This window comes from Streptomyces sp. NPDC031049, assembly GCF_055571015.1.
On sequence record NZ_JBVIGC010000002.1, the window covers coordinates 397019 to 417063 of the forward strand.

16 protein-coding genes are annotated in these 20045 nt (G+C 74.6%); 7 read left to right on the top strand and 9 right to left on the bottom strand.

Going from position 1 to position 20045, the window contains the following annotated elements:
* Nucleotides 1-66: 66 nt before the first annotated feature.
* Together ACZ45Q_RS05215 and ACZ45Q_RS05220 are read right to left on the bottom strand one after the other, a co-directional pair.
* Entirely contained in the window at nt 67-1416 is a 1350-nt protein-coding gene (locus tag ACZ45Q_RS05215) for an ROK family transcriptional regulator (RefSeq protein WP_468255110.1), read from the bottom strand.
* Between the two features lie 218 nt (nt 1417-1634).
* Nucleotides 1635-2744 (bottom strand): mechanosensitive ion channel family protein, encoded by a 1110-nt coding sequence (locus ACZ45Q_RS05220; RefSeq protein ID WP_468255113.1) that lies wholly within the window; start codon nt 2742-2744, stop codon nt 1635-1637.
* Between the two features lie 337 nt (nt 2745-3081).
* Here ACZ45Q_RS05220 and ACZ45Q_RS05225 point away from each other — a divergent pair, with 337 nt between their 5' ends.
* Nucleotides 3082-3618 (top strand): HNH endonuclease, encoded by a 537-nt coding sequence (locus tag ACZ45Q_RS05225; RefSeq protein ID WP_053763139.1) that lies wholly within the window; start codon nt 3082-3084, stop codon nt 3616-3618.
* A 124-nt stretch (nt 3619-3742) separates the two neighbouring features.
* On the opposite strand, the gene ACZ45Q_RS05230 is transcribed toward ACZ45Q_RS05225, so the two are convergent.
* The 5 genes from ACZ45Q_RS05230 to ACZ45Q_RS05250 all read right to left on the bottom strand — a co-directional run bounded on the left by ACZ45Q_RS05230 (nt 3743) and on the right by ACZ45Q_RS05250 (nt 10336).
* The gene (locus ACZ45Q_RS05230; RefSeq protein WP_468255116.1) at nt 3743-4411 is read right to left on the bottom strand and encodes a hypothetical protein; all 669 of its coding nucleotides are present in this window, start codon (nt 4409-4411) and stop codon (nt 3743-3745) included.
* 311 nt (nt 4412-4722) lie between these two features.
* Nucleotides 4723-6066 carry an FtsX-like permease family protein gene (locus ACZ45Q_RS05235; protein ID WP_468255346.1) on the bottom strand — a complete coding sequence of 448 codons (1344 nt, stop codon included), beginning with the start codon at nt 6064-6066 and terminating at the stop codon, nt 4723-4725.
* Nucleotides 6067-6074: 8 nt separating this feature from the next.
* Nucleotides 6075-6770, bottom strand: a complete 696-nt coding sequence (locus tag ACZ45Q_RS05240) for an ABC transporter ATP-binding protein (RefSeq protein ID WP_468255119.1) — start codon at nt 6768-6770, stop codon at nt 6075-6077.
* Entirely contained in the window at nt 6767-7300 is a 534-nt protein-coding gene (locus tag ACZ45Q_RS05245) for a PadR family transcriptional regulator (protein WP_468255122.1), read from the bottom strand. Before ACZ45Q_RS05245 ends, ACZ45Q_RS05240 begins: the two co-directional genes overlap by 4 nt.
* Nucleotides 7301-7387: 87 nt before the next feature.
* On the bottom strand, nt 7388-10336 hold the full coding sequence (locus ACZ45Q_RS05250) for a beta-N-acetylglucosaminidase domain-containing protein (RefSeq protein WP_468255125.1): 2949 nt from the start codon (nt 10334-10336) through the stop codon (nt 7388-7390).
* A gap of 312 nt (nt 10337-10648) precedes the next feature.
* Between ACZ45Q_RS05250 and ACZ45Q_RS05255 the strand changes: the two genes are divergently transcribed.
* The 5 genes from ACZ45Q_RS05255 to ACZ45Q_RS05275 all read left to right on the top strand — a co-directional run bounded on the left by ACZ45Q_RS05255 (nt 10649) and on the right by ACZ45Q_RS05275 (nt 15663).
* Nucleotides 10649-10957, top strand: a complete 309-nt coding sequence (locus tag ACZ45Q_RS05255; protein ID WP_468255128.1) for a hypothetical protein — start codon at nt 10649-10651, stop codon at nt 10955-10957.
* Between the two features lie 36 nt (nt 10958-10993).
* A complete protein-coding gene (malQ, locus tag ACZ45Q_RS05260) occupies nt 10994-13090 on the top strand; it encodes a 4-alpha-glucanotransferase (protein ID WP_468255131.1) in 2097 nt (698 codons plus the stop codon).
* Nucleotides 13091-13196: 106 nt separating this feature from the next.
* On the top strand, nt 13197-13484 hold the full coding sequence (locus ACZ45Q_RS05265) for a hypothetical protein (RefSeq protein ID WP_468255134.1): 288 nt from the start codon (nt 13197-13199) through the stop codon (nt 13482-13484).
* Nucleotides 13485-13875: 391 nt separating this feature from the next.
* A complete protein-coding gene (locus ACZ45Q_RS05270) occupies nt 13876-14724 on the top strand; it encodes a DMT family transporter (protein ID WP_468255348.1) in 849 nt (282 codons plus the stop codon).
* A 42-nt stretch (nt 14725-14766) separates the two neighbouring features.
* Entirely contained in the window at nt 14767-15663 is an 897-nt protein-coding gene (locus ACZ45Q_RS05275) for a LysR family transcriptional regulator (protein ID WP_468255137.1), read from the top strand.
* Nucleotides 15664-15755: 92 nt separating this feature from the next.
* Here the strand turns inward: ACZ45Q_RS05275 and pepN are convergent, their stop codons facing one another.
* Complete coding sequence (gene pepN, locus ACZ45Q_RS05280; protein ID WP_468255139.1) at nt 15756-18332, bottom strand: aminopeptidase N; 2577 nt, start codon at nt 18330-18332, stop codon at nt 15756-15758.
* Between the two features lie 112 nt (nt 18333-18444).
* Here pepN and ACZ45Q_RS05285 point away from each other — a divergent pair, with 112 nt between their 5' ends.
* On the top strand, nt 18445-18930 hold the full coding sequence (locus ACZ45Q_RS05285; RefSeq protein WP_468255142.1) for a DUF1203 domain-containing protein: 486 nt from the start codon (nt 18445-18447) through the stop codon (nt 18928-18930).
* Between the two features lie 56 nt (nt 18931-18986).
* Here the strand turns inward: ACZ45Q_RS05285 and ACZ45Q_RS05290 are convergent, their stop codons facing one another.
* On the bottom strand, nt 18987-20003 hold the full coding sequence (locus tag ACZ45Q_RS05290; protein WP_468255145.1) for an aspartate-semialdehyde dehydrogenase: 1017 nt from the start codon (nt 20001-20003) through the stop codon (nt 18987-18989).
* Between the last annotated feature and the right edge of the window lie 42 nt (nt 20004-20045).

A 20045-nucleotide genomic window follows, 5' to 3' on the forward strand; every position in this document is an offset into this window, starting at 1 on the left:
GGGGGACGAGGGACGGGGGCCGGGGAGGGGTGAGGCCACCGGGGTCGGCGGGTCGGCCGGGGGCGGTCAGCGCGAGGTGTCGAAGACCTCGTCGCGGGTGGTGGCGAGCGCGGTCTCCAGGGCGCCGCGCAGCACGGGGTGCTCGGTCACGCCGCCGAGCACCAGCCGGGGGCGGGGCGCGGCCAGCTCCTCCAGCTCGGCCTGGACGAGGGCGCGCAGAGCCTCGCCGCCGGAGGTGAGGGCCGTGCCGCTGAGGACGACGAGTTCGGGGTCGAGGACGGAGACGAGGGAGGCGAGCCCGGTGGCGAGCCGGGTGGCGTACTCCTGGAGCATGCGGCGGTACGGCTCGTCGGCGGACCGGGTCCCTGCCGGGGCCGGTCGCTCCGGGGCCGGTCCCTCCGTGGCGGGTCCTGCCGGGGCCGGTCGCGTCGAGGCCGGTCGTCCCGAGGCCGGTCCCTCCCTGGCCGGTCCCTCCGAGGCCGGTCCCTCCGAGGGCCGGGCGGCCCGGGTGAGCAGCTCGGCGGCGGCCTCGGTGTACCGGCCGGACGGCAGGTCGGGCACGCCCAGCTCGCGGGCCAGCCTCGGAACGGCCTGCGCGCCGGCCAGCTCCTGGAAGCCGCCGCTGCCCGCGCGGCCGACCTGGCGGACCAGCGGGGTGCCGGGCACCGGCAGGAAGCCGACCTCGCCGGCGCCGCCCGTGAAGCCGCGGTGCAGCCGGCCGCCGAGGACGAGGGCGGCGCCCAGGCCCTCCTGGTTCCACAGCAGGACGAAGTCGTCGTGGCCGCGGGCGGCGCCGAGCCGCTGCTCGGCCACGGCGGCGAGATTGACGTCGTTCTCGTACTCCACCGGCATCGGCAGTGCGGCGGCGAGGTCGTCCAGGAGCGTGGGGGAGTGCCAGCCGGGCAGGTGGGAGGCGTAGCGCAGCCGGCCGGTGCCGGGGTCGAAGGCGCCGGGTGTGCCGATCACCACGCGGTGCACGTCGCCCCGGGTGAGCCCGGCCGCCTTCACCGCACCGTCGAGGGCGTCGGTGACCTGCCGGACGACGGGGGTGCCGGTGCGTCTGCCGGGGGTGGGCAGCTCGTACCGGCCGACGGTGCGGCCCGTGACGTCGGCGACCGCGGCGAGGATGCGGTCCGGGGTGACGTCGAGGCCGGCGGCGTACGCGGCGGCCGGGTTGACCTCGTAGAGCTGTGCGCCCGGCCCCGGGCGGCCCTCGGTGGTGCCGCCGGCCAGCACCAGTCCCGCCGCCTCCAGGCGGACCAGGAGCTGGGAGGCGGTGGGCTTGGACAGGCCGGTGAGCTTGCCGATGCGGGTCCGGGACAGGGGGCCGTGTGCCAGCAGGAGATCGAGGGCGGCGCGGTCGTTCATGGCGCGCAGGACGCGGGGGGTGCCCGGCGTACCGGCGGTTCCTGCCATGCGGGGTCACACCTGCCTCTCGGCCGCTCAGCCTTCCGTCGTGCGGCGGCGGACGTACAGCGGGTTGGTCGGTGCTCTGTGGTTCCTGATCTGTCAGGAAAGTTTCCTGTCGCTCCCGGGAGAAGGTAGGCCCGTGACGAAGGAGGCGTCAAGGGGACGCCCCCGCGGCGACGGAGCCGTCACCCGGGGGCGTGGGCGTGGGGCGTGGGCCGGAGTGGCTACTTGGTGGTGCTGGTGGGACCGGACGGCCCGGGCAGCGGGGACGCCGCGATCGACTGCGGGGACACCGAGCTGGCGTAGGCCGACGGGGCCGCCACCCCGGCCGTCGGGTCGGCGCCCGGTCCCTCGTCGCCCTGGGCGTCGGGCCGGCCGACGATGCGGATGTCGGCGGCGTCGAAGGCGCGCTTGATGCGCCAGCGCAGCTCGCGCTCGACGGTGAGGGACTTGCCCGGCATGGTCTTGGCGGAGACGCGGACCACCATGGAGTCGAGGTACACGCTGTCCAGGCCGAGCATCTCGATCGGCCCCCACAGCATCTCGTTCCAGGGCTCCTCCTTGCCCATCCGCTCGGCGACCGCGCCGATGGTCTCCTTGATCCTGTCCAGGTCCTCGTCGGACCGGACGGTCACGTCGACGCCGGCCGTGGACCAGCCCTGGGAGAGGTTGCCGATCCGCTTGATCTCGCCGTTGCGCACGTACCAGATCTCGCCGTTGTCGCCGCGCAGCTTGGTCACGCGCAGCCCGACCTCGATAACCTCGCCGGAGGCCACGCCCGCGTCGATCGAGTCGCCGACGCCGTACTGGTCCTCGAGGATCATGAAGACGCCGGAGAGGAAGTCGGTGACGAGGTTGCGGGCGCCGAAGCCGATGGCCACGCCGGCGACGCCGGCGGACGCCAGCAGCGGGGCGAGGTTGATCTGGAAGGTGCCCAGGATCATCAGGGCCGCGGTGCCGAGCACCAGGAAACTGGCGACCGAGCGCAGGACCGATCCGATGGCCGCCGAGCGCTGACGGCGGCGCTCGGCGTTGACCAGCAGCCCGCCCAGCGCACCGCCGCCGGCCGCCGGGGAGGTGCGGTTCATGCGCTCTATCAGCTTGGTGATCGCGCGCCGCACCACGGCCCTCAGCACGACGGCGACGACCACGATCAGCAGGACCTGGAGGCCGATGGCGAGCCACGTGGACCAGTTCTGCTCGACCCAGCCGGCGGCGTTGGTGGCGCGCTCCTGGGCGTCCTGGAGCGAGGGCACCGCCGGTGTCGTCGTCTCCTCGGGGGACGGCGAGGGCGACGGACCGACGGCCGACAGGACGGCGACGGACAGGGACACGGTGCATACCTCCAGATGCAGCGACCCGGCCCCTCCGGCGGCGTCGACGGCCGCGCGGACCAGGGCCGGCGCCGGTCCAAGGTCACGGAACGGTCACCGGACGGGCGGAATCACCACACTAACGGGGCACCGTGTGCGGATCGGCGCGAAGTGTGCGGAAGAGACGGCGCTCACCCGCGCTTGAACAGGTCACGGCGCGGGGGATGTATCGGATGTGGTCGAAAACACTCCCAGCCCGTTACCGGGACATGGTGGCGCTTCCACCAGGCATGAGGGGAGACTGACTACGGATCGTCCCGGCGCGAGCCACGCGCCGCCGGCGTACAAGGAGGCATCCGTGCCGCATGTCCTGGTCCTCAACGCGTCGTACGAGCCGCTCGGCGTCGTACCGCTCCGCCGCGCGCTCGTCCTCGTCCTCGAGAACAAGGCCGTATGCCTCGAGGAGTCCGGCGCCTATCTGCACAGCGCGACCGTCACCGTCCCCGCACCCAGCGTGGTCCGGCTCAAGCGATTCGTGCGGGTTCCCTACCGGGGGCCCGTTCCTCTCACCCGCCGGGCGCTGTTCGCCCGGGACGGGGGCCGGTGCATGTACTGCGGTGGCGTCGCAACCAGCGTCGACCACGTCATCCCGCGCAGCCGCGGGGGCAAGCACGTCTGGGACAACGTGGTGGCGTCCTGCCGCCGCTGCAACCACGTGAAGGCCGACCGCCACCTCGGCGAGATCGGCTGGCGCCTGCGCCACAAACCCGCTCCGCCCACCGGCCTGGCCTGGCGCATCATCGGCACCGGCCATAGGGACCCGCGCTGGCTGCCCTACTTGCAGCCGTACGGCGCGGACGACGCCCTGGCCCGGATCGACGGCATCTCCGCCTGACGGCCCGGGCCCTTTGTCTGCCCGGCCCCTGCCCGCCGGGACGGGGCCGGGTTCCGGCCGGAGACGTCCCACTCGGCGTACACCGTCTTACCGGCCGTCCTCACCGCGTGGCTGCGGTGAAGGGTCAACCGGCCTGTTCCAGTTCGCGGGTGACGGCCGCGGCGTCCTGGCCGAGGACAGTCTCCTCGAGGCTGCTGTCGTCCCGGCGGGAGAACCGCTCACCCTGTGCGAAGTCGTCCTCGCTCAGGACGCGCCCGCACCACTCTCCCCGCCCCACCGTGCCGTCGTCGAAGGGGACGGCGGCGCCCTCGCCGAGGACGATCCACTTCTCGGCCTCCCAGCGGAGGGCGAGAAGATAGGTGTGGCCCGGCTCCAGCCGGGGCGCCGCGGCCGTCGTTCTCTTCACGCGCGTGCCGCTGTCCCGGTACGCCCGCCAGCCGGCGGCCACCATCTCGAAGCTCTCGCCCAGCGCACGACGGGGCCGCTCGGAGGACCACAGGACGTCGTCCGTACGGAAACTCACGGTGCGGTCGGTCTGGTACTGGACGGCGCCCTCGTCGAAGTCGCGGCGGTTGGTGTCCTGTTCCGCCGTAGGGGTGGCGACGACGACGTGGTCGGCGTTGTCCACCCAGTCCTTCGCCGTGAGGGACGGAAGGTCGTCACCGGCGATTCCGCAGCCCACCACGGTGTCCAGGCCGCCTCGGCCCACCAGGACGCCGGCGACCATGCCCGCGAGGGCGATACCGGCGACGACGGGACGACTCAGCAGGTGGTCGGGAAGCAGCGTACGCACGTGTGTCAGGGCTCCTGAACGGGATGAGAGGGCAAGGCACGGCCGGCCGTCGCCGTGCGGGGCGGGGAGGGCGGCGTCTCAGCGCGGTACGTCCAGCGACCGAGGGGTGAGGCGGAGCCGGAGCGGCGTGCGGGCACGGCTGGTCCATGGCATGGCGGAATCCCCCCTGGGCGACGGTGTCCCCCCGGTCGCCGGTCGACGTGCATGGCGGCGGGCGAACCGGATCGGACGCCTGCCTCAGTGATCATTTCATGTGTGCCGGCCGAGGTGGGCGCCGGCCGGCCGCTTCGGCGGACGACGGGCCCGGTCCGTCACGCGTACCGCAGCTCCCCGGGGCGCACCGAGCGTCGGAGGAGGGGGAGGGCCGTGGCCGTCGCCAGGAGGCAGGCCGCGTAGACGGACGGGGGGACCAGGAGGGCCGTGGCCGGGACGGCGGCGGTGCCCGAGAGTCCGGAGTACCAGGTGCCGACGGCCATGCCGCCCGCGCCCGCCAGGAGCAGGGCGGGGGCGAGGGGGAGCGCCGTCTCCAGCAGCAGGGCACGGTTCAGGACCGCCCGCGGGACCCCGGCCGCGATCTGCGCGGCCAGCGCGCGGCGGCGGGTGGTCAGGGACTCCGCCGTGCCGACCGCCAGACCGGACAGGGCGATGGCGAGGGCGACGAGGAGGGCGGCGCCGGTCAGGTCCAGGCCCGTGGTGTAGAAGTCCAAGTCGGTCGTCTTCTGGGCTCGCAGCTCGACCAGCATCGCGTGCCGGATGCCCAGGAACGCCGTCCCCGCCACCGTCACCAGCAGCACCGCCGCGTGGGTGCGCGAGGCCGCCCACGGGTCGTCGCGCAGCCGCTCCGCCGCGATCAGCGTCGCCGGCCGCCCGGCCCCCGCCGCCAGCGTCCGACCGGTGACCCGGGACACCGTCCCGGCCAGCCACACCGCGCCCGCGCCGACGGCCAGGACGAGACCGAAGACGGTCAGCGGTCCCTGCCCGTGTTCCCGGCCGCCGGAACCGGCCGAGGTCCCGGCCACCGCCAGCACCGCCACCACCGCGGTCAGCGCCAGCCCGCCCAGGAACAGCAACCCCGGCCCGCGGCCCGAGCCCGGCCGCACCCTGCGCACCCAGCCCAGCGGCGAGGCCACGACCCGGCGCAGCGCGAGGGCCCCCGCCGCGGCGCCCAGCACCGGCACCACCACGGCCACCAGCCCGACGCCCACCCAGGTCAGCGCGGTCGGCCTGCTCCACAGACGCAACAGCAGCAGCACCGAGAAGACGGTCGTGACCGCCGAGCCGGCCAGGCAGGCGAGCCCCGTCTCGAGGGCGGTGATCCGCCGCACCTGCCACGGCGACGCCCCGGCCAGCCGCAGCCCCGCCAGCCGCCGGTCGCGGTGCACGGCGCCGATCCGGGCGCACTGGCCGAGGAAGCCGAGGACCGGGACCAGCAGCATCAGCAGACCGGCGATCACGCCCGCGCGCGTACCTGGCTCGTCCAGCAGACCGTGGCCGACGGAGACGTCCCAGCCTCCCCGCAGCGACGCCAGCGTGGCCGCCGCCAGCGCGAAGCCCGTCGCCAGCCCCGCGCCCACCGCCGTGAGCCCGATCCGCCACCACTCGCGCCGGTCGGAGCCGCGCACCAGTTGCCAGGCCAGCCGCATGTCCGAGCCCATCGCCGCGCTCACGCCCGTACCTCCGACGCGGCCACGACGCCGTCGTGCAGCCGCACCTCGCGGTCCGCGTACGCCGCCACCTGGGCGTCGTGCGTGACCAGCAGCACGGCGGTGCCCGCCTCGCGGGCGGTGTGCGCCAGCGCGGTCATCACCTGCTCGCTCGCCAGCGAGTCCAGCGCCCCCGTCGGCTCGTCCGCGAAGACCACCTTCGGGCCGGTGACCAGGGCCCGCGCCAGCGCCGCCCGCTGCGCCTGACCGCCGCTCATCTCACCCGGCCGCAGCTCACCCTGCGCGCGCACCCCGAACCGCTCCAGCCACTGCCCGGCCCGCTCCCGCGCCTCGGCCCGCGCGCCGCCCGCCAGCATCAGCGGCAGCGCCACGTTGTCCAGCGCGGTCAGCTCGGGTATGAGCTGGCCGAACTGGAAGACCACCCCGAACTCGGTGCGGCGCAGCTCGCTCAGCCGCTTCTCCGGCAGGGTGTCCAGCCGCTCCCCGGCGTACCTCACCTCCCCGTCGTCCGGCCGGACGATCCCGGCCAGACAGTGCAGCAGCGTCGACTTCCCGCTGCCGCTGGCACCGGTCACGGCGAGGATCTCGCCGCCGCGCAGTTCGACGGAGGCACCGCGCAGGGCGGGGTTCCTCCGGTGCGCCTTGACCAGGTCATGGGCCGCGAGCAGCGGTCCCGTCGTCTCCCCGTTCGTCACGCTGCGTCGACCTCCGCGGTCAGGTTGAGGAGCCGGGCCGCCGTCGTGGTCATCCAACGGAGGTCGGCGTCGAGGTGGTTGAGGGCGTAGTCCGCCGAGAGCACGGTCGCCAGGTCGGCTCCCGGGGCCGTCTTGACGGCCGTGAGTTCGCGCATCCGCCTCATGTGGGCGGCCCGCTGGTCGGTCAGGTAGGCGGCCGGGTCGCCGCCGGACAGGATCGAGACGACGACCTTGGCGAAGATCTCGTTCGTCACGAACGGGGCCGGCGGGACCACGTCCGCGGCCCAGCGGGCCAGCTCCCGCGCGCCCTCGTCGGTCGCGCGGTACGTCGTCCGCTCCGGGCCGCCCTCCGCCTCCGTGCCCGCCACCTCCACGAGGCCGTCCCGGACCAGGCGTCGCAGGGTCGTGTAGACCTGCCCGTAGGCCAGCGGCCGGGCCTGCGGAAAGCGTTCGTCGTGGCGCCGCTTGAGGTCATAGCCGTGGCTCGGCCCCGAGGCGAGCAGCCCCAGCAGGATGTGACGGGTGCTCATGGGCCCATTATGTACGCAGTATATGTACTGAGTGAATAGCAGGGCCGCGAAAACCGGCGGTCGCTCGGCCCGGAGCCGGGCCGAGGCTCACTCCGCGACCGCGTAAGCCTCCACCGACCACAGTGAATACCCGTACTGCGTCGCCCGCTTCTCGCCCTGGACGCGCACGTACCGTACGTCCCGGGCGTCCATGCGGACCGACTCGCGGCCGCCGCGGGAGTCGCGGACGGTGGCGGCCGTGCGCCAGCGGCGGCCGTCGGGGGAAACCTGGATCCGGTACGCCGACGGGTGCGCGTCCTGCCAGTGCAGCGCGACCCGCCCCAGCCGTACCGGCCGGTCCAGTTCCACCTGCCACCAGGCGCCGTCGTCCACCGGGGACGACCAGCGCGTCGCGGGGTCGCCGTCGTTGGCGGCGGACGCCGGGAAGTCGGGCGTCTCGTCGCCCGAGGACGAGGCCGTACCGCCGCGCGCCAGGTCGGTCCCGGCGGTGCGCGGGAAGGCGCGGACGGTCAGCGTGCGGGTCGTGCCGCCGAACGACAGCCGGACCTCGTACGACCGCGACGGCGTGCCCGGCGCCACGGACACCTCGACCGGCACGTCCACCCGCTGCCCGCGCGGCAGCGTCAGCGGACCCTTCGGCACCCGCACCTCGACGCCCTCGGGCGCCTCGGCGGTGAGCGTGCCCCGCACATCGCCCGGCCGCTGCGAGCCGAGCCGCACCGACAGCCGCTCCGTGCCGCCGATCTCCGCGTCCGTCTCCGCGCGCGCCAGGTCCACCGACACGTCGGCCGAGTCCGCGAACCACGGCACCACGTGCCGCAGCCGGGCCGCGTCCGTGCCGGTCACCCGGACGGCGTCCACCCCGCCCCCGTCCTCCCGCGGCGCGACCTCCGTGGCCCCGCTCGCGTCGAGCGAGCCGACCCGGCGCCAGCCCCCGCCGGGGACGTGCACCTCGACCTCGCCGCGCGTCCCCGGTTCGGCGAGCACCGTCACCGCGGACACGTCCCGGCCGCGCGGGAAGCGGACCGTGCGGGAGTCCCCCGCCTCCCCCGCGCTCGACGCCGGCTCGCGGTCCAGGCCCGCCCACGCCGCGTAGGCCTTCTGCGCCCGCCCCAGGAACGGGTCCAGCACGCCCTTGCCGACCGTCACCCGGGCCGATCGCAGCCGCTCGCGCTGCTCGCCGAGGCTCCGGTACGCCGCCCAGGCCGCCGCCGCGTCCCCGGCGCGCTGCGCCCGCAGCATCCGCAGTGCCGTCCGGCCGGCCTCCCCGTACCCGGCCAGCTTCTGGGACCAGGGCGCGACCTCCGCGCCGAGCCCGCCGTCCGCCAGCCGCTCGGGCAGCGCGCGCAGCACGTCGAACTCCTCGCCGAGCCGCCGCTGAGCCGCACCCCCGGCCTTCGCGGCGGCGTGCTCCCGCCAGAACGCCTCGATCAGCGGCCGCAGATACGCCGACTCCCGCGACCCCAGCACCGACGACGCGTCGTTGCCGGCGAGGGCCGCGAGGGCCTCCTCGCGCCGCTCGTCCCCGCCGGCCAGGGCGTCGATCGCGGCCCGCCAGGCCTCCTCGGGCCGGTAGGCGCGCGGGTTCCAGGCGTAGTCGGCCGCGGTGAACAGCGGAATGCGGGAGGCCTCCGGCTGCTCCATCGCGTTGGCGAGCAGCGCGGCCGACCCGGCGGCCACGGCCGGTTCGCGGCCCTGGTAGGGGCCGAGGAACAGGCGGCCGGGGGCGTAGTCGTTGACCGGGTAGTTGTCCACGGTCACCAGCCGGTGCCCGAACACCCGCCGTGCCTCGGCCAGTTCCCGTCCGGTGATGGTCCGCGGCACCACGCCCACCCCGGTCCACGCCACCTGCACGGCGTCGTCCAGGGCCGCGGCCAGCGCCCGGCGGTAGGCGGTCGAGCCGTCCTGGTAGTACTCCGTCGGCATCACCGTCAGGTCGACGGGCTCCGGGTACCGCTCGTCCAGGTGCCGGGCCACCGCGTTCGCCACCCGGGCCTGCGCCCGCGCCGCCGCCCCGGGCCCCGAACCGAACCGCTCCGCGTCCGCCTCGCAGTGCCACTCGCTGTAGCTGACGTCCTGGAACTGGAGCTGGAACGACCGGAAGCCCAGCGCCCGCATCGCGTCCAGTTTCCGCGTCAGCGCCCGTACGTCCTCGTCCGACGAGAAGCACATCGCCTGCCCCGGGGCCACCGCCCAGCCCAGCGCCACGTGGTTGCGCCGGGCCCGCTCGGCCAGCTCACGGAACTGCGCCCGCTGCCCGGCCGGGTAGGGCTCGCGCCAGCGGGCCTGCCGGTAGAGGTCGTCGCCGGGGGCGTACAGATAGCGGTTCTGCTTGGTGCGGCCCAGGAAGTCCAGCTGCTCCAGGCGCTCCCGGTGCGTCCAGGGGGTGCCGTAGAAGCCCTCGGCGATGCCGCGCACGGCGGTGCCGGGCCAGTCCCGGACGGTGACGGCCGGGATCGTGCGGTCGCCGCGCAGCAGCTGGCGCAGCGTCTGCACGGCGTGGAACAGCCCGTCCGGGCCGGCGCCGGTGAGGGTGACGGCGCCGCGCTCGACGGTCAGGAGGTAGCCGCCGGAGGGGAGCGCGTGCCGCGCATCGCCCCCGGGGCCGCGCGCATCGGCCCTGGGGCCCGGTTCCGTCCGCGCCCGGACGACCAGCGCCCCGGCGGGCGTCCGTTCGCCGGCGGCCGGCGTGGTGACCCGTACCCCCGCCCCGTCGAACAGCGCGCGCAGCTCGCGCACGGCGTGCGGGTCGGCGTCCGCGCCGGTGATCAGCACGACCTCGTCCGGAACCGGGACCGCGCCGCCGGTCACCCGCAGGGACTGCGGCCGGGGCCAGACGGCCACCTCGGCCTCGGCGGACTCGGCCGTCCCCCGCGACGACGGCGTGGACGGCGACGACGGCGTGGACGGGGACGCGGGCGACGGGGCCGCCGCGGCGGGCGCCGTGCCGAGCGCGCCGGCGAGCACGGCCAATGCGAGGGCGCCCGCCCCCCTCCTGCGCCGTGACGGCACGGCCCCCTCCTGGTCGCTCGACATCCCCTGCCCTCCGCAGTCAGGTCACGGAAGCATCACAGAGACCACGAGCCCACCACTCGTGCACCGAACGTGTCAACGACAGTGACTCCAGTGACGGAATTGCCCCGATCTCCGGGTTGCCTCCCGGGGCGGAATGTGACCAGGGCCACGTTCACCGATCCGATACGTCTGTCCTCGCGTCCGCTGGGTAGGGCTGGAGAAACCGCAAACCGAACCCCGCCCAGCCGAACCCGTCCAGCCGAACCCACGAAGCGGAACGCGCGAAGCGGAACCCGCGACGCCGTGCCCGACCGTGCTCGACAAGGAGATCCCGTGGCCGCACCGGCACACCTCTCGCTGCCCGCCCAGTCCAAACCCGTGGCGGAGCCGTCCATCGCTCCCTTGGTGGAGTCCTCCGCCGCATCCGACACCCCGCACATCTGCGCCTTCAGCGCCGAGGGCACCTGCGCCGAGGCGCCGCTCACCAGCGAGCCGCCGCTGCCCGACGCCGAGCCCCTCACCAGCGAGTCGCCGTTCGCCGACGCGATGCCGCTGACCAGCGAGTCCTCGCCCGAGCTGACGGCGGTCGTGCCCGAACAGGGCACCGCGTCGTTCGCCGTACCGGAACCCACGCGGCCCTAGACGACAGCTAGGGCCCGGACGACAGCGAGGTACTGGATGACAGCTGCCCGGCCGGCCGAGCCCCCCGCCGAGGACCTGTCCCGGCTCGCCGCACTGCACGGAGTCGCCACCTCCTACAGCCCGTCCCCGGACCGTACGGTCGCGGCCTCGGCCACCGCCGTCACCCTCGCTCTGGCAGCCCTCGGCGTCGACGCCGGCAGCCCCGAGGCCGTGCGCGCCGCGCTCGCCGCCCGCGAGGCGGAGCTGCGCACGCGCCTGCTGCCGCCGACCGTGGTCCGCTGGAGGGACGCCGGCGGGCCGGCCGCCCTGGACGCGCTGCCCGCGGGCACCCGGCTGAGCGTCGAGACCGAACAGGGCGGGACCCGCACGGACCTCGCCGGCCTGCCGCCCGGCGTGCACCGGCTCACCGCCACCGCACCCGACGGGCGCACGGCCCGCTCCCACCTGGTCGTCGCCCCGCCCCGGCTGCCCGCCCCGGCCGGACGCTCCTACGGCCTGCTCGTCCAGCTGTACTCCCTGCTCTCCCGCCGCTCCTGGGGCATGGGCGACCTCGGAGACCTCGCGGAGCTGACCGCCTGGGCCGGCCGCGCCCTCGGCGCCGGCTTCGTCCAGGTCAACCCGCTCCACGCGGCCGTGCCCGGCGCCCCCACCGACCCCTCCCCGTACCGGCCCTCCTCGCGCCGCTTCCCCGACCCCGTCCACCTGCGCGTCGAGGACGTCCCCGAGTTCGCCCACGTCGAGGACCGCGACCGCGTGCACGCCCTGCTGGAGCGGGCCGGGCGGCTGCGCGGGACGGTGCTGGACAAGGGCGCCCTGATCGACCGCGACGCGGTGTGGGAGCTGAAGCGCCAGGCGCTCGAACTGGTCCGCGAGGTCCCGCTCGGACCCGGCCGCCGCGCCGCCTACTGCGACTACCTCGCCGACCAGGGACAGGCCCTGGAGGACCACGCCACCTGGTGCGCGCTCGCCGAGGTGCACGGCTCCGACTGGCACCGCTGGCCCGCCGAGCTCCGCGACCCGCGCTCCGCCGGGACCGCCCGCGCCCGCGCGGCGCTGATGGACCGCGTCGACTTCCACACCTGGCTCGCCTGGCTCACCGAGTCCCAGCTCACCGCCGCCCAGCGCACCGCCCGCGAGTCCGGCATGCCGGTCGGCGTCGTGCACGACCTCGCGGTCGGCGTCCACCCCGGCGGTGCCGACGCCTGGGCCCAGCGCGACCACTTCGCCACCGGGATGTCGGTGGGCGCCCCGCCGGACGCCTTCAACGCCCGGGGCCAGGACTGGGGGCTGCCGCCCTGGCGCCCCGACCGGCTGGCCGCGTCCGGCTACGCCCCCTTCCGCGGCCTGCTGCGCGCCCTGTTCCGCTACGCGGGCGCGCTGCGCATCGACCATGTGATGGGCCTGTTCCGGCTGTGGTGGGTCCCGCTGGGCCACCCGCCCACCGAGGGCACCTACGTCCGCTACGACGCCGAGGCCATGCTCGCGATCCTGGTCCTGGAGGCCTCCCGGGCCGGGGCCGTGGTCATCGGCGAGGACCTCGGCACCGTCGAGCCCGGCGTCCGCGAGACGCTGCGCGAACGCGGGGTGCTCGGCACGTCGGTGCTGTGGTTCGAGCGGGACTGGGAGAGCGACGGGCGCCCGCTGCCGCCCGAGCGCTGGCGCGCCGACTGCCTGGCCACCGCCACCACCCACGACCTGCCGCCCACCGCCGCCCGCCTCACCGGCGAGCACGTCGGACTCCGCGCCGGCCTCGGGCTGCTCACCCGCCCGGTCGAGGAGGAGCGCGCGGAGGCGGCGGCCGACACCGCGGAGTGGCTGGCCCTGCTGGCCCGGCTCGGCCTGCTGCGCGGCACCGCCGGCGGCGCGGACGCCTCCGGCGAGGAGGCCGAGATCCAGGCCGTGTACCGCTGTCTGCTGGCCACCCCCGCCCGGATGGTCGGCATCTGGCTCCCGGACGCGATCGGCGACCGACGCCCGCAGAACCTGCCCGGCACCTGGGACCAGTACCCGAACTGGCGGCTGCCGGTCGCGGACGCGGAGGGCCGCCCGGTGACGCTGGAGGACCTGGCCGCCTCCCCGCGGGTCCGGGCGCTGATCGAGGCGGTGCGCAGCGGGGGAGCGCCGGGCGGGTGAGCCCGGGCCCGCGGGCCGCCCCGGCCCGTCCGGCGCCCGGCCCCGTCGAGCCCTATATGGCACCCCGGCCGCGCACACCGAACCGCCGTGAACTAACTTTGGCACCGTGGACAAGAAGAACGCCCTGCGCGCCGGCACCCTGGCGGCCGGTACGACGCTGATGATGCTGCTCATGTCGTCCCCCGCGCTCGCGCTGACCCGCGACGACGGTGACGACCCCGGCACGGGCCTGAGCGTCATCGAGACGCTGGGCCTGTTCGTGTTCGCCCCGATCGTGCTGTTCCTGGTGATCGCGGGCCTCACCATGGTCCTCGACCGCTCCAAGGAGGAGCACCGGGTGACCACCCGCAACATCAAGACCAAGGAGACCGTGAAGGCCGACGCCAAGGCCTGACCGGGCGTTCCGCCTCCCGGGCTTCGGAAGCCGCGCACTCCACCGAGGGCGCCGACCGCGCCGCACGTACGCGTATGCGTCGTCCGTGCGACGGGGTCGGCGCCCTCGTGTCGTCGCCCATGGCACCGGCGCAGGACGCCCCGGACGTCCCGCCGGAAGGCCGGCCTTTCAGCTCCTTGATCTTTCAGTTGCCCTGAAAGGAACCGTCGAAAAGTTTCGATGGACGTGACGGGTCGCGCGCTGCGACGGTGGTTCCCCGGCGATCACCGGCCACCGAAAGGACCCCGCCCCCGTGCCCGCAGCTCCTGCGAAAGGCCCCGTCACCGCTTCCGCCGCCCGTACCGCCCTCACCGCCCCCGCGCCGAAGGCCGCCGCCCCCGTCGCGCTCGGCATCGCGCTCGCCGCCCTCGCCACCCTCGTGTGGTCCGGCAGCTTCGTCACCTCCCGTGCCCTCGGCGACAGCGTGCCGCCCGTCCAGCACGCGTTCTGGCGGTGGGTGCTGGCGCTCGCCGCCGTCGCCCCGTTCGGCGCCCGGCAGGCCTGGCGGCAGCGGGCGCTGATCCGCCGCCACCTCGGCTACGTGCTGCTCGCCTCCCTGCTCGGCGTGGCCGCGTACAACACCCTCGTCAACCAGGCCGGGGTCACCACACCGGCCGCCAACATGGGCATGATCATGGCCGCCTCACCGGTGCTGATGGCCGTGTTCGAGCGGGCCGGCGGCGAACGCCTCGGTGCCCGCCGGGTCGCCGGGCTGCTCATCGCCTGCACGGGCGTCCTGCTGCTCGTCGGCGGTTCGGGCGGGGCCGGGCTCGCCGCCGGGGACCTGTGGATGATCGCCGCCGCCTGCTGCTTCGGCTCCTACAGCGCCCTGCTGCGCCGCCGGCCCGCCGAACTGGGCGGTGCCGCGTTCCTGTTCGCGACGTTCCTCCTCGGCACGCTCATGCTGGTGCCCGCACAGGCCGTCAGCCTCACCGTCCAGGGCGGCTTCACGCCGACGCCCGGCACCGTCCTGCCGCTCCTCTACGTCGGTGTCGCCTCCTCCGCCCTGGCCTTCTTCGCCTGGAACAAGGCCGTCCTCCTGGTCGGCCCGACCCGCGCCGGCATCGTCTACTACCTCCAGCCCGTCTGCGTGGCCCTGCTGTCCTGGCTGCTGCTCGCCGAGCCGACCGGCTGGGCGCAGGCCGGCTGCATGGCCCTGATCCTGGGCGGTGTCATGCTGGGCGCGGCGTCGCGCGAGTGAGCCGCCGGTCGGCGCCGGTGAGCCGCCGGTTAGATTGCCGCCATGGCCGAGTGGGACATCCGGAAGCTGCACATCCTGCGGACGCTGCGGGAGCGGGGGACGGTGACCGCGACGGCCGAGGCGCTGCGCATGACGCCGTCGGCGGTCTCCCAGCAGCTGACCAACCTCTCCCGGCAGCTCGGCGTCGAACTGCTCCAGGCACAGGGGCGGCGGGTCCGGCTGACCGACGCGGCCCGGCTGGTGCTGCGGCACGCCGAGGCGGTTTTCGAGCAACTGGAGCGCGCCGACGCCGAGTTGGCCGCCTACGTGCACGGCGAGGCCGGCGAGGTCCGGGTGGGCGCCTTCTCCACCGCCGTACCGGCACTGGTCGTGCCCGCCGTGACGGCGCTGCGGTCGGCGCACCCGGGCGTGACGGTCCGGGTCCGGGAGGCGGAGGCGCAGGAGGCCTACGAGCTGCTGGCGGCCGGTGAGGTGGACCTCGCGCTGTCGCTCGCGGCGCAGGCGCCGACCGCGGCGGACCCCCGCTTCACCCGGGTGCCGCTGCTCGCCGACCCGCTGGACGTCGCCCTGCCCCGCGGCCATCCGCTGGCCTCCGCCGAGCGGTTGCGGCTGGCCGACCTGGCCGCCGAGCCGTGGATCTTCGGCGGCAGCGGACCCTGGTCCGACATCACGCGGGCCGCGTGCGAGGCGGCGGGTTTCCGCCCGCACCAGGGCCATGCGGCGGCCGGCTGGACGGCGATCCTGGCGATGGTCGAGGCGGGGATGGGCGTGGCGCTGGTCCCCCGCATGGCGGCGGTCCCCCGGGACGGGGTGGTCATGCGGGAACCGGCCGAGGACCGACCGGTGCGCCACGTGGTGGCCGCGGTGCGCAACGGCGCCGGGGAGAAAGGGGCGGTGGGCAGAGTGCTCGACGCGCTGCGGACGGCGGCACACCCCTGACCCACCGGCGCCCCGCCCGCCCGCACGCGCGAGGGGCGCCCGGCACGGGCCGGGCGCCCCTCACCACCCACCGACCGGGTACGACGACGCGGCTACTCCGCCGCCGCGTCCGCCGCCTGGGCCCGCAGCGCGCGCTCCACGCCCGCGCGGGACTCGGAGACCAGACGGCGCAGCGCCGCGCTCGGCTCGGCCGACGACAGCCAGGCGTCCGTCCGCTCCAGCGTCTCCCGCGACACCTGCACCGACGGATACAGACCGACGGCGATCTGCTGGGCCATCTCGTGCGAGCGGGACCCCCAGACGTCCTTGAGCACCTCGAAGTACTTCTCCGCGTACGGCGCCAGCAGGTCCCGCTGGTCCACCTGGACGAAGCCCGAGATCACCGCCTCCTGCACCGCGTTGGGCAGCTTGTCGGACTCCACGACCGACGCCCACGCCTCCGCCTTGGCCTCCGGCGTCGGACGGGCCGCCCGCGCGGAGGCGGCGTGGCGCTCACCGGCCGCCGTCCGGTCCCGCTCGTACTCCCCGGCGATCTCCGCCTCGTCGAACCGGCCGACGGCCGCGAGCCGGTGGACCAGCGCCCAGCGCAGCTCGGTGTCGACGGCCAGGCCCTCGATCTCCTGCGAGCCGTCCAGCAGCCCCTCCAGCAGGTCCAGCTGCTCCGGCGTCCGCGCGGTCGCCGCGAAGGCGCGCGCCCAGGCCAGCTGGTGGTCGCTGCCCGGCGCGGCGGCACGCAGGTGCGCCAGCGTCGCCTCGGTCCAGCGGGCGAGCAGCGCGTCACGGGCGGCCGGGTCGGCGTACAGGTCGACGGCCAGCTTCACCTGGCGGTGCAGCGACTGCACCACGCCGATGTCGGACTCCTTGCCGATGCCGGACAGCACCAGGGAGAGGTAGTCGCGGGCGGCGAGTTCCGCGTCCCGGGTCATGTCCCAGGCCGACGCCCAGCACAGGGCGCGGGGCAGGGACTCCGCGAAGTCGCCGAGGTGCTCGGTGACGAACGCCAGCGACTGCTCGTCCAGCCGTACCTTGGCGTAGGACAGGTCGTCGTCGTTGAGCAGCACGACCGCCGGGCGGCGCGTGCCGACCAGCTGCGGCACGTCCGTCAGCTCGCCGTCGACGTCCAGCTCCACGCGCTCGCCGCGCACCAGCTTGCCACTCGGGTCGAGGTCGTAGCAGCCGATCGCGATGCGGTGCGGACGCAGCGTCGGCTCGCCCTTGGCGCCGGCCGGGAGCGCCGGGGCCTCCTGCCGGATGGCGAAGGAGGTGATGTTCCCCTCGGCGTCGGTGTCGATCACCGGGCGCAGGACGTTGATGCCGGCGGTCTCCAGCCACGCCTTCGACCACGTCTTCAGATCCCGCCCGGAGGTCTCCTCCAGGGCGCCCAGCAGGTCGGACAGCCGCGTGTTGCCGTACGCGTGGCGCTTGAAGTAGGCCTGCACGCCCCGGAAGAACTCGTCCTCGCCGACGTAGGCGACCAGCTGCTTGAGCACCGAGGCGCCCTTGGCGTACGTGATGCCGTCGAAGTTGACGAGCACGTCGTCCAGGTCGCCGATGTCCGCCATGATCGGGTGGGTGGACGGCAGCTGGTCCTGGCGGTAGGCCCAGGTCTTCATGGAGTTGGCGAACGTCGTCCACGAGTGCGGCCAGCGGGAGCCGGGCGCCGCCGCCTGGCAGGCGATGGAGGTGTAGGTGGCGAACGACTCGTTCAGCCACAGGTCGTTCCACCACTCCATGGTCACGAGGTCGCCGAACCACATGTGGGCCAGCTCGTGCAGGATGGTCTCGGCGCGCATCTCGTACGCCGCGTCCGTCACCTTCGACCGGAAGACGTACTGGTCGCGGATGGTGACCGCGCCCGCGTTCTCCATCGCGCCCGCGTTGAACTCGGGCACGAACAGCTGGTCGTACTTCTTGAACGGGTACGCGTAGTCGAACTTCTCCTGGAACCACGCGAAGCCCTGCCGGGTCACCTCGAAGATGGCGTCCGAGTCGAGGTGCTCGGCGAGCGAGGGGCGGCAGTAGATGCCCAGCGGCACCGACTGGCCGTCCTTCTCGTACACGCTGTGCACGGAGTGGTACGGGCCGACGATCAGCGCCGTGATGTACGTCGAGATGCGTGGGGTCGGCTCGAACACCCAGACGTTGTCCCGGGGTTCGGGCGTGGGCGAGTTGGAGATGACCGTCCAGCCCTCGGGCGCCTTCACGGTGAACTGGAAGGTCGCCTTCAGATCGGGCTGCTCGAAGCTCGCGAAGACCCGGCGGGCGTCCGGCACCTCGAACTGGGTGTAGAGGTAGGCCTGGTCGTCGACCGGGTCGACGAACTTGTGCAGGCCCTCGCCGGTGTTGGTGTAGGCGCAGTCGGCGACGACACGGAGGACGTTGCGGCCCGGCAGCAGCCCGGGCAGGGCGATGCGGGAGTCCGCGAACACCTCGTCGGGGTCCAGGGAGTCCCCGTTGAGGGTGACCTCGTGGACCGTGGGAGCCACCAGGTCGATGAAGGACTCGACCGCCTCCGCGTCCTCCGCCACGTCGAAGCGCACGGTGGTCACGGACCGGAAGGTGTCTCCCTCCTGCGCGCCGGAGAGGTCGAGATCGATCTCGTACGAGTCAACGGTGAGCAGCTTCGCCCGCTGCTGCGCTTCTTCGCGAGTCAGGTTTGTGCCAGGCACGCGGTCATCTCCTCGTGATGTGTCGGTGGCGTCATCCTTCCACGGCCACCGTGCCGAACGCGATGTCCGTTTCCCGCCGGTCAGCGGCGCGGGCGCGCCCCAGTCTGGGGGCATGACACACACGTACACCGCGCGCCCCGTTCCGGCGCGGGCGCTGAAGGAGCTGGCCGTCACCGACGACGCGGGCCGAGTGCCCGTTCCCTTCACGGACGAGGAGGGCGGAGCGCCGCTGCGCTGCTGCCTCAGGCGCAGCACGCCGGGCGAGCGGATCGCGCTCGTCTCGTACGCGCCGCTGCGCCGCCGGGCGGCGGAGACCGGCACCGACCCCGGGGCCTACGACGAGCAGGGACCCGTCTTCGTCCACGCCGGGGAGTGCGCCGGGCCGCGGACCGACACCCTTCCGTTCACGAACGCCCCCCGGGTGGTCCGCCGCTACTCGGCCGAGGGCCGCATCCTCGGCGGGCGGCTGGTGACGGAGCCCTCGGCGGCGGCCTTCGAGCGGGCCTTCGCCGAAGCGTTCGACGGCCCGGACGTGGCGTTCGTGCACGTCCGGGCCGTCGAGTACGGCTGTTTCCTCTACGAGGTGCCACGGCCCTGAGCGGAGCCGGCGCGCCGGCTCCTCGCGGGCGGGGCGGGGCCCCGCGGGCGGGGCGGCTAGCCCTTCAGCTCCGCGGCCACCAGCTCCGCGATCTGCACGGCGTTCAGGGCCGCGCCCTTGCGGAGGTTGTCGTTGGAGACGAACAGGGCGAGGCCGTTGTCCACGGTCTCGTCCTGGCGGATGCGGCCGACGTACGACGGGTCCTGGCCGGCGGCCTGGAGGGGAGTCGGCACGTCGGTGACGACCACGCCCGGCGCCTCGGCCAGCAGCTCCTTGGCGCGCTCCACGCTGATCGGGCGCTCGAAGCGGGCGTTGACCTGGAGGGAGTGGCCGGTGAAGACGGGCACGCGGACGCAGGTGCCGGAGACCTTCAGGCCGGGGATCTCCAGGATCTTGCGGGACTCGTGGCGGAGCTTCTGCTCCTCGTCGGTCTCGTGCAGACCGTCGTCGACGATCGAGCCGGCCAGCGGCAGCACGTTGTACGCGATCGGCGCCACGTACTTCTCCGGCTGCGGGAAGGTGGCCGCGGTGCCGTCGTGGGTGAGCTTGGGGGCGTCCTCGCCGACCTTCTTCACCTGCTCGAACAGCTCGTCGACGCCGGCGAGGCCGGAGCCGGAGACCGCCTGGTAGGTGGCGACGACCAGGGCCTGAAGACCCGCCTCGGCGTGCAGCGGGCGCAGCACCGGCATGGCGGCCATGGTCGTGCAGTTCGGGTTGGCGATGATGCCCTTGGGGCGGTCGGCGATCGCGTGCGGGTTCACCTCGGAGACCACCAGCGGCACCTCGGGGTGGCGGCGCCACGCCGAGGAGTTGTCGATCACGACCGGGCCCTGCGAGGCGACCTTCTCGGCCAGCGCCTTGGAGGTGGCGCCGCCCGCGGAGAACAGCACGATGTCGAGGCCGGAGTAGTCGGCGGTCGCCGCGTCCTCCACCGTCACGCCGTCCAGCTCCCGGCCCGCGCTGCGGGCGGAGGCGAACAGGCGCAGCTCGTCGACCGGGAAGTTGCGCTCCGTGAGAATCCTGCGCATGACCGTGCCGACCTGACCGGTGGCTCCGACGATTCCGATCCTCACGACGACTCCCTTTCGTGACATGCGTGTGCCCGCCTGGTGTGG